Raw genomic sequence first — 15,685 nt, forward strand, 5'->3', positions numbered from 1 at the left:
CGGGGGGGGGGGGGGGGCCGCGGGGGGGGGGGGGGGGGGGCCCGGGGGCCCGCGGGGGGGGGGGGGGGGGGGGGGCCCGGCGGGGGGGGGGGGGGCCCCCCCGGGGGGGGGGCCCCCCCCCACGGCCGGGCCGCGTCCGGACGGCGCCGGGTGGGCGGTCCGCGCCCACCTGCCGGGCGCGACCGGCACCCCGCACCAACAGGCCGCACGCCACCGTGCCCTGCGCGGCCTCGACCTGACCGACGGGGCCGTCGCCCTCGCCGTCGCCACGCTCCCCGTCTTCGTGGTCGTCGTCGAGGAACCCACCGCCGTCGCCCTGGCCTGCGCTCCGGCCGTCGCGCACGCGCTCCCGCTGCTGTGGCGGCGCCGCGCGCCCTGGGCGGTGCTCTGCGCGGTCCTCGGCACGGCCTGGATCGGGCCGCTCGGCCTCGCGTTCGGGCTGCTCTCGCCCGATGTGGCGCTGTGCCTGGTGACGGCGGGCGGCATGGCGGAGTGCGTCGCCGTGTACGCCGTGGGGGCGTTCGCGGGCCCGGCGCGGGTCACGTGGCCCGTGATGGCCGCGGCGGCCGCGGGCCTGTGTCTGTCCTGCCTCGCCCTCGCGGCGGCCGACGGCATGGCGGAGCTCGAGAAGGACGGCGGCGTCGGGCTCCTGCTGTTCCTGGGCGCCATCGTCGGCTTGGCGTTCCTGCCGCCGATGGCCGCGCTCTGGGGCCTCGGCGCCGTCGTACGGTCCCGGCGGGAACGCGTCAGGGCCTGGGAGGACCACGCGCTCACGGCCACGGTGTGGTCGGCGGTCATCGAGGCGCACGAGGAGCGCCGCCGCATCGCCGTGGAACTGCGCGGCCGAGTCCTGCGGCACGCCGACGCGGTGGTCGCGCGGGCCGAGGCGGGCGACCTGAGCGGCGTCGCGGCGGAGGCGCGGGCGGGCCTCTCCGCGATGCGTGAGCTGCTCGCCGCGCTGAGAGAGGTGACGGCTCCCGACGGCGTACCCGAGCAGCGGCCGCACTCACAGCCGGTGTTTGTGTCGTCCTGACCCCCGCCCGATCCACCCGCTGCCCGAGGAGGCACCCCATCACAGCCGAACACCCGACGGCCGCCGCCCCCATCCGGGTGGTGGTCGTCGACGACCAGGCCGTCGTCCGCGCCGGATTCGCCGCGATCGTCGACGCGGAACCGGACCTTCAGGTGGTGGCCGAGGCGGCGGACGGGGCCGGCGCCGTGCAGCTGGCGTCCGAGCTCGCCCCGGACGTCGTCCTCATGGACATCCGCATGCCCGGCATGGACGGTCTGACGGCGACCCGGCTGCTCACGGCCGCCGCCGGGCCGGGAACCCCGCGCGTACTCGTCCTGACCACCTTCGACCAGGACGCCTACGTCCACGACGCCCTGCGCGCCGGCGCCTCCGGGTTCCTCCTCAAGGACGCGCTGCCCGAGGAACTCCTCGCGGGCATCCGCGTCGTGGCCTCGGGCGAGGCGATGCTCGCCCCCACGGTCACGCGCCGCCTCATCGACGCCTTCGCCGGCACGGCCCAGGACCCCGCCCCGGACCCGGAACTCCTGGAGTCCCTCACGCCCCGCGAACGCGAGGTCCTGACCCTGGTGGCCGCGGGCCACACGAACGCGGAGATCGCCGGCACCCTGGGCGTCACCACCGGCACGGTGAAGTCCCACGTCAACGCGGTGCTGGGCAAACTGGGCCTGCGCGACCGCGTACAGGCCACGATCCTCGCGTACGACCTGGGCCTGGCCAGACCAAGGACCGCGCACCGGCCCTGAACGGCCGACAGCACCCGGCTCCGCGCGGATGCCGGGTGCTGTCGGATGAAGCGGTGAAGCTCGAAGGAAGGTGACGCGGTGCGTCAGGCCTTCTTCGTCTCCCAGAAGATCTTGTCGATCTGGGCGATGTAGTCCAGCGCCTTCTGGCCCGTGGCCGGGTCCGTCGAACCCTTGGCGGCCGAGAGGGCCTTGAGGGTGTCGTTGACCAGCTGGTGCAGCTCCGGGTACTTCTCGAAGTGCGGGGGCTTGAAGTAGTCGCTCCACAGCACGGAGACGTGGTGCTTCGCGAGCTCGGCGCGCTGCTCCTTGATGACCACGGCGCGCGCCTGGAAGTGCGCGTCGTCGTTGGCGGCCATCTTCTCCTGCACGGCCTTGACCGACTCCGCCTCGATACGGGCCTGGGCCGGGTCGTACACGCCGCAGGGCAGGTCGCAGTGGGCGCTGACCTTCACCTTGGGGGCAAACAGGCGGGAAAGCATGTTGCTGTCCTCCTCGTGATCGTCTTCTCAGGTGGGACATTACTCCGTGAGAGACGTGATTTCGCGAGTGCCCCCTAGGGCTTAGGACAAAAGTCCAGGGTCAGACTGGGACTGGTGGAGGATAGGACCGGGGAGGTGCCGGTGATGCCGGAGCTGTCGCAGGAGACCGAGCGCGGGAGGGCCGTCGTGCCGTGGGGAGCCGCGGAGGTGACGGGTCCTTCGATGGTGCCGACGCTGCACCACGGGGACCGGCTGCTCGTGCGGTGGGGCGCGCGGGTGCGTCCGGGTGACGTGGTGATCCTGTGCCATCCCTTCCAGCAGGACCTGTTGGTGGTCAAGCGCGCCAAGGAGCGGCGCCCGGGCGGCTGGTGGGTGCTCGGCGACAACCCGTTCGCGGGCGGCGACAGCACGGACTACGGCGTCGTCCCCGAGGAGCTCGTCCTCGGCAAGGTCCGCTTCCGCTACCGGCCGCCCGCGCCCGGCCGCCGCTCGCCGTTGGCGCTGGTGCGCTGGGCGCTGGGCGCGGTGCGTCCTGTGCCGGCGGACCGCTCCGTCTCCAGGCGCTTCCGGGCCCGGTAGGCGGCGACGTTGGCACGGGTCGCGCAGCGGTCCGAGCAGTAGCGCCGGGAGCGGTTCGTCGACGTGTCGAGGTAGGCGTTGCGGCACGGCGCCGCCTCGCAGAGACCGAGGCGGTCCACCCCGTGCTCGGTGAGGTGGAAGGCGAGACCCATCGCGGCGATCGCGGCGTACCCCGCCGTCGCGTTCGACGGATGGTCGGCCAGGTGCATGTGCCACAGCGGGCGGCCGTCGTCGTCCCGGTGGTCGTGGCCCGAGATCTGCGGGCTGACGGGGAACTCCAGGAGCAGCGAGTTCAGCAGGTCGACCGCGAGCGTCTCGTCGCCGCCGTCCGCCGCCTCGAAGACCGCCCGGAGCCTGGCCCGCACGGACCGGAAGCGCGTGACGTCGGAGTCCGTCGCACGGCGCGCCATCTGCGTGCTCGGCCCGAACAGCTCCCTGATCGCCTCGACGGACGTCAGCGTGTCCTTGTTGCGGCCCGGCTCCTCGCTGTTGACCAGGCGTACGGCGTAGTCCGAGTAATAGGCCAGTTCCACTTGTAGTCCTTACGAGGGCGGGCTAGGGTCATTCCCGTCGGCCGGTAATGGCCGACTGTGGTACCAGGGTATTACGTGTCGGGTATTACGTGTCTTACGCAGTGGAGGGGTTCTGATGACGGATACGGGGACCGGAACCGAGTCCGGAGCCGCGCTCGGCACCGACTGGCGCGCCTGGCAGGACAGCTGGGACCGGCAGCAGCAGTGGTACCTGCCCGACCGCGAGGAGCGGTTCCGGATCATGCTCGACATGGTCGAGGCCGTGGTCGGCACCGCGCCGCGCGTCCTCGATCTGGCGTGCGGTACGGGAAGTATTACGGACCGGCTGCTCAAGAGGTTCCCGGACGCGACGAGCGTCGGCGTCGATCTCGACCCCGCGCTGCTCACCATCGCCGAGGGCACCTTCGCCGGTGACGACCGGGTCACCTTCGTCACCGCCGACCTGAAGGACCCCGGCTGGACCGCCGCGCTGCCGCACGACTCGTACGACGCCGTGCTCACCGCCACCGCCCTGCACTGGCTGTTCAGCGAGCCGCTCGCCGCGCTCTACGGCCAGGTGGCCGGGCTCGTCCGCGATGGCGGCGTCTTCATGAACGCGGATCACATGCCGGATCCCGCCACGCCGCGCATCAACGCCGCGGAGAGCGCGCTGCGGCATCGGCGCATGGAGCGTGAGAAGGCGGAGGGAGTTCTGGACTGGAAGGAGTGGTGGCAGCTGGCCGCGCAGGATCCGGTCCTGGCCGGCCCCACCGCCAAGCGGTTCGAGATCTACGGGGAGCATGCGGACGGTGACATGCCCTCTGCGGAGTGGCATGCCCGCACCCTTCGTGAGGCCGGGTTCGCCGAGGCGCGGGCCGTCTGGGCTTCGCCCTCTGATGCGGTGGTCCTTGGTCTGAAGTAGGACGCCGGCTGCGGGTGCGTCGTGGCTGGTCGCGCGGTTCCCCGCGCCCCTTACGGGGCGCGCCGAAGGGGCCGGTACGGAATCCGTACCGGCCCCTTCGGCAATCAGCTCACCCAGCGAAGCGCTAGAGCACCTTCGACAGGAACGACTGCGTGCGCTCCTGCTGCGGGTTCGTCAGGACGTCGCGCGGGTTGCCGGACTCGACGACCACGCCGCCGTCCATGAAGACGAGGCTGTCGCCGACCTCGCGGGCGAAGCCCATCTCGTGGGTGACGACGACCATCGTCATGCCGGTCTCGGCGAGGTCGCGCATCACGTCGAGGACGTCGCCGACCAGCTCGGGGTCGAGCGCCGACGTCGGCTCGTCGAACAGCATCAGCTTCGGGTCCATCGCCAGCGCGCGGGCGATCGCCACACGCTGCTGCTGGCCGCCGGAGAGCTGCGAGGGGTAGTTGCCCGCCTTGTCGGCGAGGCCCACCCGCTCCAGGAGCTGGCCGGCGCGCTCCCGCGCCTCGGCCTTCGGGACGCCCTTGACCTGGACCGGCGCCTCCATGACGTTCTCCAGCGCCGTCATGTGCGGGAACAGGTTGAAGCGCTGGAAGACCATGCCGATGTCGCGGCGCTTGAGGGCGACCTCGCTGTCCTTCAGCTCGTACAGCTTGTCGCCCTTCTGGCGGTAGCCGACCAGCTCGCCGTCGACGTACAGCCGCCCGGCGTTGATCTTCTCCAGGTGGTTGATGCAGCGCAGGAACGTCGACTTGCCGGAGCCGGACGGGCCGATGAGGCAGAAGACCTCACCCGACTTGACCTCCAGGTCGATGCCCTTGAGGACCTCTACGTTGCCGAAGGACTTGTGGACGCCTTCGGACTTCACCATGGCGGTCATGCGGTGCCTCCCCGCGGGCTGTTGAGGGACAGCATGTTGGCCTTGATCTTCTGCCACGGCGTGTCCGGCAGTGAGCGCGACGAACCGCGCGCGTAGTAACGCTCCAGGTAGAACTGTCCGACGCTGAGGATCGACGTCATGATCAGGTACCAGCAGGCGGCGAGCAGCAGCGTCTCCACCGTCGCGCCGGACGACGTGCCGATGTCCTGGGCGTACTTGAGGAGCTCGTAGTACTGGACGGCGGCGACCAGCGACGTCGTCTTCAGCATGTTGATGAACTCGTTGCCGGTCGGCGGCACGACGACGCGCATCGCCTGCGGAAGGACCACGCGGCGCAGCGTCTTGTTGTGGCTCATGCCGAGGGCGTGTGACGCCTCCGTCTGGCCCTCGTCGACCGAGAGCAGACCGGCGCGGCAGATCTCCGCCATGTACGCGGCTTCGTTGAGGCCGAGGCCGAGCAGCGCCGTCAGGAACGGCGTCATGAAGTCCGACCACTCGTCCTTGTAGACCGGGCCGAGGTTGATGTAGTCGAAGACGAAGCCGAGGTTGAACCAGACGAAGAGCTGGACCAGGACCGGCGTACCGCGGAAGAACCAGATGTAGAACCAGGCGATCGACGAGGTCACCGGGTTCTTCGACAGGCGCATGACCGAGAGGATCACACCGCCGACGACGCCGATGAGCATCGAGAGGAAGGTGAGGATCAGCGTCTCGCGGACACCCTTGAGGATGCGCTCGTCGAAGAAGTTGTCGGGGATCGCGCCCCAGTTGATGTCGCCCTGCGAGAAGGCGTAGACGATCGAGGCGAGGACGCCGATCGCCAGGACCGCGGCGATGTAACGGCCGAAGTGCCGGACCGGGATGGCCTTGATGGCCTCCGCCGGGCGGGCCGTGGGGACGTCGTCCGCCGGGCCCTTCTTGGAGATGTCTGGGGTCACGTGCGTGGCCTTTCAGCGACTGGGAGGGAGAGGGCGGGGGTCACTTGCCGCCGTTGATCTTGGCTTCCTCGACCGCGCCGTCCTCGACGCCCCACTTCTTGATGATCTTTTCGTAGTCGCCGTTCTTGATGATCGCGTCGAGGGCGGCCTGGATCGCGTCACGCAGCTCGGGGTTCTTCTTGGAGACGGCGATGCCGTACGGAGCCGCCTCGACCTGCTCGCCGACCAGCTGGAAGTCCTTGCCGCCGCCCGACGTCTTCACCGCGTACGCGGCCACCGGGAAGTCGGACGAGCCCGCGTCGGCGCCGCCGGAGCGCAGCCGGGTCTGGGCCTGCTGGTCGTTGTCGAACTGCTCGATCGAGATCTTCTTGCCGCCCTTGCACTTCTTCGACTCGGCCTTCGCCAGGTCGTGCGAGACGGTGCCGCGCTGGACGACGATCTTCTTGCCGCAGAGGTCCGCCCAGGTCTTGATCCCCTGGTCGTCGCCCTTCTTGGTGTAGATCGAGACGCCCGCCGTGAAGTAGTCGACGAAGTCGACGCCGTCGCCGACCTTCTTGCCGGTCTCCTCGTCGACGCCTTCCTGGCGGTTCTTGGTGTCGGTCATGGCCGACATCGCGATCTGGTAGCGCTTGGAGCGCAGACCGCCGAGGAGGGTGTCGAAGGTGCCGTTCTCGAACTCGAACTTCACGCCGAGCTGTTTGCCCAGCGCCTCGCCCAGGTCCGGGTCGATGCCGACGGTGTTGCCGGACTTGTCCTTGAACTCGACCGGCGGGTAAGCGATGTCGGACCCGACCTTGATGACGCCCTTGTCGCGGATGTCCTTGGGGAGCTTGTCGGCGAGCGGGGCGTTGCTGACCGTGTTGCTCTCCGTGTCGTCGGTCTGGTCGCCGCAGCCGGAAAGCAGCAGCGAACCGACGACCGCGATCGTGCCGACCACCGCAATCCGGGACTTCGCGGACTTCGCTGCGGTCTTACGACAAATGGAGCGTGCGGTCATGGTGGGTCCTCCGGCGGATGAGGGAGTTGCCGATGGGTCGGGCACACACCTTCGGGTGTCGCGACCTCGTGTGATGACGGCATCTTGCCATTCGGACCGTCCGATTCTGGGTGCCGGAGATGTCAAAATCGGATAACGGGCGAGCCTCGAAAGCCAACATCCCGGTACGGCAAGGGCGTAACGGGGTGGAGCGAATCGTCGCCAACCGATGAATATCCGGTGAATCTCGGAATGTGGACTCTCCGGCTCCTTGAGTGCGCTATGGAGCGCACTATTCGGAGAATTCGGACATCAGGCTGTTTGTGGACGCCGAAAGATCCCTATTTCCCAGTGCCGCTCGTCCCTGCCTCGAGGGACGTCTGCGGAGCATGCTGCAACCAATGTCACTCGCCCGTGCCCGCCGCCTTCGGGTACAAAGGTTGGCTACACCCCTCATCCGGGGCTCAGGGCGCGTGTGCGGCGCGCCCGCGTGTCCGTACCTCCCCCCGCCGACAGGCGGGGAACGGACGCGGTGCCCGCCCACTTCTCAACCGGGAGTGGACACCCTCAACTGATGAATAAGACTTAAGGGGTCAGACAAGTGGCAGCGGAGATCGTCAATCCTCGCAGCGACAGCAGTACGGATCATGAGGGCCCCGCGGGTGCGGCCGAGCCCTTCGATCCGGCGTTTGCGCTGCACCGCGGCGGCAAGATGGCCGTGCAGGCCACCGTGCCGGTCCGCGACAAGGACGACCTGTCCCTGGCTTACACGCCCGGCGTCGCGAAAGTGTGCAGCGCGATCGCCGAGCGGCCGGAGCTCGTCCACGATTACACGTGGAAATCGAATGTCGTCGCCGTGGTGACCGACGGGACCGCGGTGCTCGGTCTCGGGGACATCGGCCCGGAGGCCTCCCTTCCCGTGATGGAGGGCAAGGCCATCCTGTTCAAGCAGTTCGGCGGCGTGGACGCGGTGCCGATCGCGCTCGCGACCACGGACGCCGACGAAATCGTCGAGACGGTGGTGCGGCTCGCCCCCTCCTTCGGTGGCGTCAACCTGGAGGACATCTCGGCGCCGCGGTGCTTCGAGATCGAGCGCAAGCTCCAGGAGCGGCTCGACATTCCCGTCTTCCACGACGACCAGCACGGCACGGCCGTCGTGACGCTCGCCGCGCTGCGGAACGCGGCGAAGCTGACCGGGCGCACGCTCGGTGACCTGCGCGCCGTCATCTCCGGCGCCGGCGCGGCCGGTGTCGCCATCGCCAAGTTCCTGCTCGAAGCGGGGCTCGGCGACGTGGCGGTCGCGGACCGCAAGGGCATCGTGAGCCGCGACCGGGACGACCTCACCCCGGTCAAGCGGGAGCTCGCCGAGCTGACCAACAAGGCCGGGATCAGCGGCTCGCTGGAGACCGCCCTCGACGGTGCCGACGTGTTCATCGGCGTCTCGGGCGGCACCGTTCCCGAGCCGGCCGTCGCCTCCATGGCGCCCGACTCCTTCGTGTTCGCCATGGCCAACCCGAACCCCGAGGTGCACCCGGACGTCGCGCACAAGTACGCGGCCGTGGTGGCGACCGGACGCTCGGACTACCCGAACCAGATCAACAACGTGCTGGCCTTCCCCGGCATCTTCGCGGGCGCGCTCCAGGTGCGGGCCTCCCGCATCACCGAGGGCATGAAGATCGCCGCCGCCGACGCCCTCGCGGACGTCGTGGGCGACGAGCTCTCCGCGGACTACGTGATCCCGTCGCCGTTCGACGAGCGGGTCGCCCCGGCCGTGACGGCCGCGGTGGCCGCCGCGGCACGGGCGGAGGGTGTGGCCCGCAGCTGACGCGTGCCTCGCAGCGGATCTCCGCCGGGTTCTCCCGCGCCCCCTGTCGTGCACATCGCGCGGCAGGGGGCGCGGCGCGTGTCACAGGCGTACGTGGTTCCGTCCGGGCCGCGGTCGCGCCTAGGGTCGCCTCATGTTCGCTGCCTACGCTGCTCGTATCGACCGTGACCAGCCGCTCACCGGCCTCGAGTTGGGGGAGCGGCCCGCCCCCGAGGCGCGCCCCGGCTGGTCGACCGTGAACGTCAGGGCCGCCTCCCTCAACCACCACGACCTCTGGTCGCTGCGCGGGGTCGGACTGCCCGAGGAGAAGCTGCCGATGATCCTCGGCTGCGACGCCGCGGGGATCGACGAGGACGGCAACGAGGTCGTCCTCCACTCCGTCGTCGGACAGACCGGGCACGGCGTCGGGCCCCGCGAGGGCCGCTCCATCCTCACCGAGAAGTACCAGGGCACCTTCGCCGAACGCGTCGCCGTCCCCACCTGGAACGTGCTGCCCAAGCCGAAGGAACTGTCCTTCGCCGAGGCGGCCTGCCTCCCGACCGCATGGCTCACCGCGTACCGCATGCTGTTCACCAACGCCGGGGTACGTCCCGGTGATTCGGTCCTCGTGCAGGGCGCGGGCGGCGGTGTCGCCACGGCCGCGATCGTGCTCGGCAAGGCGGCCGGCCTGCGGGTCTTCGCGACGAGCCGGGACGAGGCCAAGCGCAAGCGTGCCCTTGAGCTGGGCGCCGTGGAGGCGGTCGAGTCGGGCGCGCGGCTCCCGGAGCGGGTGGACGCCGTCATCGAGACGGTGGGCGCGGCGACCTGGTCCCACTCGGTCAAGTCGCTGAAGCCGGGCGGCACGCTGGTGATCTCGGGGGCGACGAGCGGCGACCGGCCCTCGCACGCCGAGCTCACCCGCATCTTCTTCCTGGAGCTGAAGGTCGTCGGCTCGACCATGGGCACGAAGGACGAGCTGGAGGACCTGCTCGCCTTCTGCGCGGCCACGGGCGTGCGGCCGGTCATCGACGAGGTGCTGCCGCTGGACCGGGCCCGCGAGGGCTTCGAACGGCTGGAGTCCGGCGACCTGTTCGGAAAGATCGTGCTGGAGCCCTGAGATCTGAGCTGCCGGTCGGCCTTACGTCAACTTCGGTTGACGCCTGCCTGATGTCAACGTAAGTTGACACGTATGACCGAAGCAACGGATCTCGCCGAGCGCGCGGGTGATCACGACCCACGGGTCGGGCTGCGAGCCGTCACCGCGCTGCGGAAGCTGGTGGAGCAGCTGGAGGCCGTGCAGGTGCGCAGCGCGCGCCTGCAGGGCTGGTCGTGGCAGGAGATCGCCGCGGAGCTCGGAGTGAGCAGGCAGGCCGTGCACAAGAAGTACGGGAGGCAGTGATGTTCGAGCGATTCACCGAGGACGCCCGCGCCGTGGTCCTGGGCGCGGTCGAGCAGGCGGAGCGGGCGGGGGCTTCGTCGGTCGACGACGGGCACATGCTCCTCGCCCTGCTCGCACTGCTCGACGACGGGACGAGCGCCGCTACCCGCGCCTCCTTCGCGCTGACCGCCCTGGGGGCGGCGGACCGGCGCGAGTCGATCGAACGGGCCCTCGCCGAGGCGCGGCGCCGCGGTGGCCTCTCGCAGGCCGACACCGAAGCGCTCGCCGGCCTCGGCATCGACGTCGAGGAGATCGTCGCCCGCGTCGAGGAGGCGCACGGGGCCGGGGTGCTGGCCGGCTCCGGCTCCCACGCGGGCGGGCGGAACCGGGACCGGGACTCGGGCCGTGGCCGGGGCCGGAAGGCCTGGTTCGGCCGGCTGTCCTTCACGCGGGACGCCAAGGACATCCTCACCAAGTCCCTCCGGATCGCGACCGCGCGTCGCGACCGGGTCATCGGAGGACACCACATGCTCCTGGCGCTCACGGTCCGGCCCGGAGTCGTCTCCGAGGTCCTCGCGGACCACGGGGTGACGTACACGGAACTGGAACGGGTCCTCTTCGCCGGAGCCGCCTGACGCCCCCACCCCGAGGCCGACCTTCCTGGGCGGCTCCCCGCACACCCTGGCGGCACAACGGGTCGGGTACGCCGCACGCCGCCCTCCTGACCGTGATGTCACCTCGGCCAGGAAGGCGGCCCGCCGTCACGGGTGAGGCAGGGGGGTCAGGACGGGTCGCCGTACTGGAGGCCGCGGCCGTTGGTGCCGATGTAGACGCGGCCGTAGGTGTCGGGGTCGCCGGTGACGACGCCCTGGCTGCCGATGGCCCCCCACTGGTGGGTGTTGTCGTTGACGCGGGTCCAGGTGGCGCCCTTGTCGGTGGACCGGAAGACGCCGGTGACGTCCTTGACCGTGCCGATCAGGTACAGCGTCTGATACGAGGCGCGCGGCGCGGCCTTGCCGAAGCCGACCGCCGAGGCGGACGTCACCGAGGTGAGCCGCGTGAATGTGCCGCCACCGTCCGTGGAGTGGAACAGGCCCTTGCCGCCGCCCGCGATCCACAGGTCTCCGGCCTGGCCCGGGAGGGCCTTGAGACGGCCGTCGGCGGGCAGGCCGGTCGCGCGGGCGGTGAAGGTCGCGCCGCCGTCGGTGCTGGCGTAGAGGGTGCCGCCGGTCAGGGAGTAGAAGGTGCGGGCCAAGGAGCGGTCGGCGACGACCTCTGCCCCCGTGCCGAGCCCCCGCGCCTTCGACCAGGTCGCTCCCTTGTCCGTCGAGCGGTACGGGGGCTGCCCGGCCTGGGTCCACACCAGCGTGGAGCCGTCTGCCGCGAGGGCGATACGGCCGCTGTGGGCGCTAGTCACCGGTTCGGCGGCGAAGCCCCGCCAGGTGACGCCGCCGTCGGTGGAGTAGGCGCCGTCCTGCGCACCCCCCGTACCGACCCGCGCCATCACCGACGGCTTCGACGCGGCGTAGTCGATGTCGGTGCTGTTGCTCATCAGCGGGTTCTTCATCCGCCCGGACGGCACTTGCGTCAGGTCGGTGTGGCGGAATCCGCCCTGGTCACCCATGGCGGTCAGGACGGTCGCGCCGCCGGGCGGCGCGATGGCGTCGAGGATCGCCGTCTCCTCAAGCCCCTTGGCCCCTACGGTCCAATGGCTCGTCCCGGCGTCGGCGTCCTCGCTCCGCCAGATTCCATTGCCGGTGCCGTACAGCACATGCCCGGAGTCGAACGGGTCGATCGCGAGGGCCGTCATCCAGTGACCGGTGTGGGTGCCGACGTACGGCGCGCCGGAGGCGTCCCGCACGGACTTGCCGGAAAGGGCCGTCCAGGTCGAACCGCCGTCCGTGGTGCGGTAGATCTCGTCCTCGGGGTACCAGCGGTCCAGCGTCGTGACCATCACCGTGGACGGCTTGCGCGGGTCGACCGCGAGTCCGGAGAAGCCGTACGAGCCCTGCGAGGGGGACACGTCCTTCCAGCCCCCGCCGCTCGGCGTGTACTTCCGGACCGAGCCGCCGGTGACGCCGTTGGGCCCCAGGTTGTCGGTGTACGTCACATACAGCGTGCCGTCGCCCGTGACGACACCGTGCTGTGGCAGCTGGCCGGTCGGCTGCCCGGCGACCGCCCGCCAGGTGGCACCGCCGTCGGTCGACCGGTAGAGGGACGTGGACTTGTCGGCGACACCGGCGTACACGGTGTCGCTGCCCTTCGGACCGTACGTCACGAACGAGATGCCGGCACCGCTGCCCGCCCCGTCCTTGACCGGGAAGGACTCGACCTGCCGCCAGGTCGCACCGAAGTCGGTGGACCGCCACAGCCCGTTCTTACGGGAGCCGAGGAGCAGGTTCGAGTGGTCCGACGGGTCGACGACGAGGCGTTCGCCGGCGCCGCGGCCGTCCTCGTTGCCGCCGAGCTTGAAGGGCAGCTCGGTGCGCTGGAAAGTGCGGCCGCGGTCGGTGGAGCGGAGGATCGCGCCGTTGCCCGCCCAGTCATTGGTGTACGTGCCCGCGCCGAGGTAGAGCCGGTCGGGGTCGACGGGGTCGGTGGCGAGGGAGTCGATGCCGAGCAGGTTCCAGTCCTTCTCGCCGAGCCAGTCGGTGAGCGGGGTCCACTTCTCGGCACGGGCGTCCCAGCGGTACGCGCCGCCCATGTCGGTGCGGGCGTACAGCAGACCCCGCTCACGCTGGTTGAAGACGAGGCCGGAGACGTAACCGCCGCCGACGGCCTGCGCGTTCTTCCACTTGTACGGTGCTGTCGCGGTCGTCCGGGCCTTCGCGGCCCGGGAGTCGTCCTGCGTGAGGAGCAGGTACGGCACGGCCGCGGCGGGCACCGCGAGCAGCAGGGCGACGGCGCCCCGGCGGCGACGGTGCAGACCGCGCCGCCGGGAGTTCGTGCGGGTGGGGGGTGAGGTGTTCATGGAGGGGACTTGTGCTCCTTGTACGTGATGGGCTGTCCGCGGAATTGCTCAGCGCTTCAGGGTCAGAACGCCCGGCCGGTACGGCAGCGCGTCGTAGGGGGCATCCGACTTCGGGTCCTTGCCCTGATAGAGCAGCTGGAGGTTGCACGGGTCGACGGTCATGGTCTGGTCCGGGTTGCTGCGGATCAGGTCACCGTGGCTGATGTCGTGGGTCCAGGTCGCACCGCTGTTGGCCTTGCCCGCGAAGGGGTTGGACTCGGTGGCGGCCTGCGGGGTCCACGTACCGTTCAGGCTGGTCGCCGTGAAGGAGCGGAAGTAGCGGCTCTCGTTGGCACCCCGCGCCTCGACGATCATCAGGTACTGGTTCCGGCCCTGGACCTTGTAGACCTGCGGTGCCTCGAAGAGGTTCTTGACCGTGTCGCTCATGACCGTGGTGTACGACGAGCCGAAGTTGCCGGGGAAGTTCCCGATCGGCATGGACGCCCGGTAGATCTTGCCGTTGTCACCGGCGAAGAAGAGGTACATGTTCTGGTCGTCGCCGATCAGCGTCTGGTCGATCGGACCGGTCCGGGAGTCGGGCAGGCTGCCGGTGAACAGCGGCTGCGGCGCGGACCAGCCGTTGGGGTCGGTCGGGTCGGCGGAGGTGCGGTAGCTGAAGGGCGAGGCCCCCCACTGGTACGTCAGCACCCAGATCTTCTTCGGCGCGAAGTAGAAGAGGGTGGGCGCGACCGCGTTCTGGTTCATCTTCGTCTGCGTGGCCGCCCCCATGCCGGACCAGTCGGTGAACGGGGCGAACGCCATCGAGCCGTACGAGGTGCCCGTCGACATCGATCCGTAGACGAGGTGCTTGCCGTTGTACGGGACGTGGGTGAAGTCCTTCAGCGAGGCCCAGCCGTTGGCGGGCTTCGCGAGGACGCCGGTCGAGCTCCACTTGTACGTGGACGGCAGCGCGCACGTGCCACCGGCCGACCCGGAGGGGGCGGTCCACTTCTGGTTGCCGACGTCGGCGCAGGTGTACAGCTGGATCTTGGTGCCGTTGGACGTGCCCGCGCCGACCGCGTCCACGCACTTGCCGGACTGGACGCCGGAGATAGAGCCGTTGGCGTTGATGTTCCACTGCTGGTTCGTGCCGCCGTTGCAGTCCCAGATGACCACCTCGGTGCCGTTCGCCGTACCCTTCGCCTTCGCGTCCAGGCACTTGTCGCCGAACACCTTCAGCTGCTTGGCGGCGGTGTGCGTCCAGCTCTGGTTCGACTGCTCGTTGCAGTCCCTCAGCTGTACTTGGGTGCCGTTGGCGGTCGAGGAGTCGGGGACGTCCATACAGCGACCGGAGGGCACGCCCTTGATCGCGCCGGTGCCGTCGCCCGGGCCCGCCGGGGCCCTGCCCGGCCCGGTGCGGAACGCTTCCTTGACGGCGTCGTACGCGGGCTTCGGCTTGCCGGCCGCGTCGAAGAGCAGTGGTTTCTCGTCCGCGCGCCACGAGTCGCTGTCGCGGACGCCCCACACCGTGATGCCGGTGCAACGCTGCACGCCGAGGCAGGCGTTGACCGCACTCGCGTAGTGCCTGGGGGACGCCTGGGCGATGTCCAGTTCGGTGATCTGCACGTCGACGCCGAGAGCGGCGAAGCTGTCGAGGGTCTTCTTGAAACTGGCCGGCGGGCCGCCCGCCCCGAAGTGGCTCTGGAAGCCGACGCAGTCGATGGGCACACCGCGCGCCTTGAAGTCCTTGACCAGGCGGTACACACCCTGCGTCTTGGCGGCCGACCAGTCCTCGATGTTGTAGTCGTTGTAGCAGAGCTTCGCGGCCGGGTCGGCCGCGCGGGCGGTGCGGAACGCCTCCTCGATGAAGCCGCTGCCGAGCACCTTCTTGAACACCGACTCGCGCAGCGCACCGCTGGCGCCGTCCTGGAAGGCCTCGTTGACGACGTCCCAGGCGTAGATCTTGCCCTTGTAGCGGCCCATCGTGGTCTTGATGTGGTTGTTCGTGACGCCGCGCAGCGTGCTCGGGTCGTTGATCGCTTTCACCCAGTCCGGCAATTGCGAGTGCCACACCGTGGTGTGGCCGCGCAGCCGCTGGCCGCGCTCCAGGGCCCGGTTGACGATCTTGTCGGCGGCCGCGAACCGGAAGGTGCCGCGGGACGGCTCGATCGCGTCCCACTTCATCTCGTTCTCCGGGGTGATCATGTTGAACTCCCGGTCGGCGATCGACGTGTACGTCGAGTCGCTCAGCCGCCCTGCGGCTATCGCCGTGCCGAAGTACCGGCCCGACGAGGATGCCTCGGCCTCCAGGCTCGCGGCCCCGGCGGAGTTGGGGAGCAACGTCACTACACCGGCCACGAGGGCCGAGGCGGTCAGGCCGATCGTCAACGTCCGGCGGGGCCGGCGGAGGCGGTGCAGGCCTTTGCGGGGTTCGTCGGTGTGTCTGGTCATGGGGGGTGGCCTTCTTCAGGGGACAGATCAGCGG

At 70.2% G+C, this 15,685-nt stretch carries 15 protein-coding genes; 8 read left to right on the forward strand and 7 right to left on the reverse strand.

Going from position 1 to position 15,685, the window contains the following annotated elements; all coding sequences use genetic code 11:
• The first annotated feature begins 283 nt into the window (after positions 1–283).
• Positions 284–1,033, forward strand: a complete 750-nt coding sequence (locus ACI2L3_RS22735; RefSeq protein WP_404754201.1) for a hypothetical protein — start codon at positions 284–286, stop codon at positions 1,031–1,033.
• A gap of 77 nt (positions 1,034–1,110) precedes the next feature.
• Positions 1,111–1,776, forward strand: a complete 666-nt coding sequence (locus ACI2L3_RS22740; protein WP_404754202.1) for a response regulator — start codon at positions 1,111–1,113, stop codon at positions 1,774–1,776.
• 83 nt (positions 1,777–1,859) lie between these two features.
• Here ACI2L3_RS22740 and sodN read toward each other — a convergent pair whose 3' ends face one another.
• Entirely contained in the window at positions 1,860–2,255 is a 396-nt protein-coding gene (gene sodN / locus ACI2L3_RS22745) for a superoxide dismutase, Ni (RefSeq protein ID WP_365358679.1), read from the reverse strand.
• Positions 2,256–2,399: 144 nt separating this feature from the next.
• Between sodN and sodX the strand changes: the two genes are divergently transcribed.
• The gene (sodX, locus tag ACI2L3_RS22750; protein ID WP_404754386.1) at positions 2,400–2,834 is read left to right on the forward strand and encodes a nickel-type superoxide dismutase maturation protease; all 435 of its coding nucleotides are present in this window, start codon (positions 2,400–2,402) and stop codon (positions 2,832–2,834) included.
• Here the strand turns inward: sodX and ACI2L3_RS22755 are convergent.
• On the reverse strand, positions 2,717–3,367 hold the full coding sequence (locus tag ACI2L3_RS22755) for a CGNR zinc finger domain-containing protein (RefSeq protein ID WP_404754203.1): 651 nt from the start codon (positions 3,365–3,367) through the stop codon (positions 2,717–2,719). The genes sodX and ACI2L3_RS22755 overlap by 118 nt on opposite strands.
• A gap of 115 nt (positions 3,368–3,482) precedes the next feature.
• On the opposite strand from ACI2L3_RS22755, the gene ACI2L3_RS22760 reads away from it, so the two are divergent.
• A complete protein-coding gene (locus tag ACI2L3_RS22760) occupies positions 3,483–4,268 on the forward strand; it encodes a class I SAM-dependent methyltransferase (RefSeq protein WP_404754204.1) in 786 nt (261 codons plus the stop codon).
• Between the two features lie 124 nt (positions 4,269–4,392).
• Here the strand turns inward: ACI2L3_RS22760 and ACI2L3_RS22765 are convergent, their stop codons facing one another.
• Genes ACI2L3_RS22765 through ACI2L3_RS22775 form a run of 3 tightly spaced genes read right to left on the reverse strand, consistent with a single transcriptional unit; the run spans position 4,393 to position 7,089 of the window.
• Entirely contained in the window at positions 4,393–5,154 is a 762-nt protein-coding gene (locus ACI2L3_RS22765; protein ID WP_404754205.1) for an amino acid ABC transporter ATP-binding protein, read from the reverse strand.
• Positions 5,151–6,092, reverse strand: a complete 942-nt coding sequence (locus ACI2L3_RS22770) for an amino acid ABC transporter permease (RefSeq protein WP_404754206.1) — start codon at positions 6,090–6,092, stop codon at positions 5,151–5,153. Before ACI2L3_RS22770 ends, ACI2L3_RS22765 begins: the two co-directional genes overlap by 4 nt.
• A gap of 40 nt (positions 6,093–6,132) precedes the next feature.
• Positions 6,133–7,089 (reverse strand): ABC transporter substrate-binding protein, encoded by a 957-nt coding sequence (locus ACI2L3_RS22775; RefSeq protein WP_404754207.1) that lies wholly within the window; start codon positions 7,087–7,089, stop codon positions 6,133–6,135.
• A 580-nt stretch (positions 7,090–7,669) separates the two neighbouring features.
• Here ACI2L3_RS22775 and ACI2L3_RS22780 point away from each other — a divergent pair.
• The 4 genes from ACI2L3_RS22780 (at position 7,670) to ACI2L3_RS22795 (ending at position 10,885) form a co-directional block, all read left to right on the forward strand.
• A complete protein-coding gene (locus ACI2L3_RS22780) occupies positions 7,670–8,893 on the forward strand; it encodes an NADP-dependent malic enzyme (RefSeq protein ID WP_404754208.1) in 1,224 nt (407 codons plus the stop codon).
• A gap of 133 nt (positions 8,894–9,026) precedes the next feature.
• Positions 9,027–9,989 carry a zinc-binding dehydrogenase gene (locus ACI2L3_RS22785; protein ID WP_404754209.1) on the forward strand — a complete coding sequence of 321 codons (963 nt, stop codon included), beginning with the start codon at positions 9,027–9,029 and terminating at the stop codon, positions 9,987–9,989.
• A gap of 72 nt (positions 9,990–10,061) precedes the next feature.
• The gene (locus ACI2L3_RS22790; protein WP_362990112.1) at positions 10,062–10,271 is read left to right on the forward strand and encodes a sigma factor-like helix-turn-helix DNA-binding protein; all 210 of its coding nucleotides are present in this window, start codon (positions 10,062–10,064) and stop codon (positions 10,269–10,271) included.
• On the forward strand, positions 10,271–10,885 hold the full coding sequence (locus ACI2L3_RS22795) for a Clp protease N-terminal domain-containing protein (protein WP_404754210.1): 615 nt from the start codon (positions 10,271–10,273) through the stop codon (positions 10,883–10,885). The genes ACI2L3_RS22790 and ACI2L3_RS22795 overlap by 1 nt, the downstream gene beginning before the upstream one ends.
• A gap of 146 nt (positions 10,886–11,031) precedes the next feature.
• On the opposite strand, the gene ACI2L3_RS22800 is transcribed toward ACI2L3_RS22795, so the two are convergent.
• Entirely contained in the window at positions 11,032–13,221 is a 2,190-nt protein-coding gene (locus tag ACI2L3_RS22800; RefSeq protein WP_404754211.1) for a WD40/YVTN/BNR-like repeat-containing protein, read from the reverse strand.
• 48 nt (positions 13,222–13,269) lie between these two features.
• A complete protein-coding gene (locus tag ACI2L3_RS22805) occupies positions 13,270–15,651 on the reverse strand; it encodes a non-reducing end alpha-L-arabinofuranosidase family hydrolase (RefSeq protein WP_404754212.1) in 2,382 nt (793 codons plus the stop codon).
• Between the last annotated feature and the right edge of the window lie 34 nt (positions 15,652–15,685).

This window comes from Streptomyces sp. NPDC029674 (assembly GCF_044903205.1).
Classification (GTDB): Bacteria; Actinomycetota; Actinomycetes; order Streptomycetales; family Streptomycetaceae; genus Streptomyces.

Coding starts and splice junctions, on each gene's coding strand:
- sodN (WP_365358679.1), bottom strand. CDS start 2,255: ATGCTTTCCCGCCTGTTTGCCCCCAAGGTGAAGGTCAGCGCCCACTGC.
- sodX (WP_404754386.1), top strand. CDS start 2,400: ATGCCGGAGCTGTCGCAGGAGACCGAGCGCGGGAGGGCCGTCGTGCCG.
- ACI2L3_RS22760 (WP_404754204.1), top strand. CDS start 3,483: ATGACGGATACGGGGACCGGAACCGAGTCCGGAGCCGCGCTCGGCACC.
- ACI2L3_RS22765 (WP_404754205.1), bottom strand. CDS start 5,154: ATGACCGCCATGGTGAAGTCCGAAGGCGTCCACAAGTCCTTCGGCAAC.
- ACI2L3_RS22775 (WP_404754207.1), bottom strand. CDS start 7,089: ATGACCGCACGCTCCATTTGTCGTAAGACCGCAGCGAAGTCCGCGAAG.
- ACI2L3_RS22785 (WP_404754209.1), top strand. CDS start 9,027: ATGTTCGCTGCCTACGCTGCTCGTATCGACCGTGACCAGCCGCTCACC.
- ACI2L3_RS22790 (WP_362990112.1), top strand. CDS start 10,062: ATGACCGAAGCAACGGATCTCGCCGAGCGCGCGGGTGATCACGACCCA.
- ACI2L3_RS22795 (WP_404754210.1), top strand. CDS start 10,271: ATGTTCGAGCGATTCACCGAGGACGCCCGCGCCGTGGTCCTGGGCGCG.
- ACI2L3_RS22800 (WP_404754211.1), bottom strand. CDS start 13,221: ATGAACACCTCACCCCCCACCCGCACGAACTCCCGGCGGCGCGGTCTG.
- ACI2L3_RS22805 (WP_404754212.1), bottom strand. CDS start 15,651: ATGACCAGACACACCGACGAACCCCGCAAAGGCCTGCACCGCCTCCGC.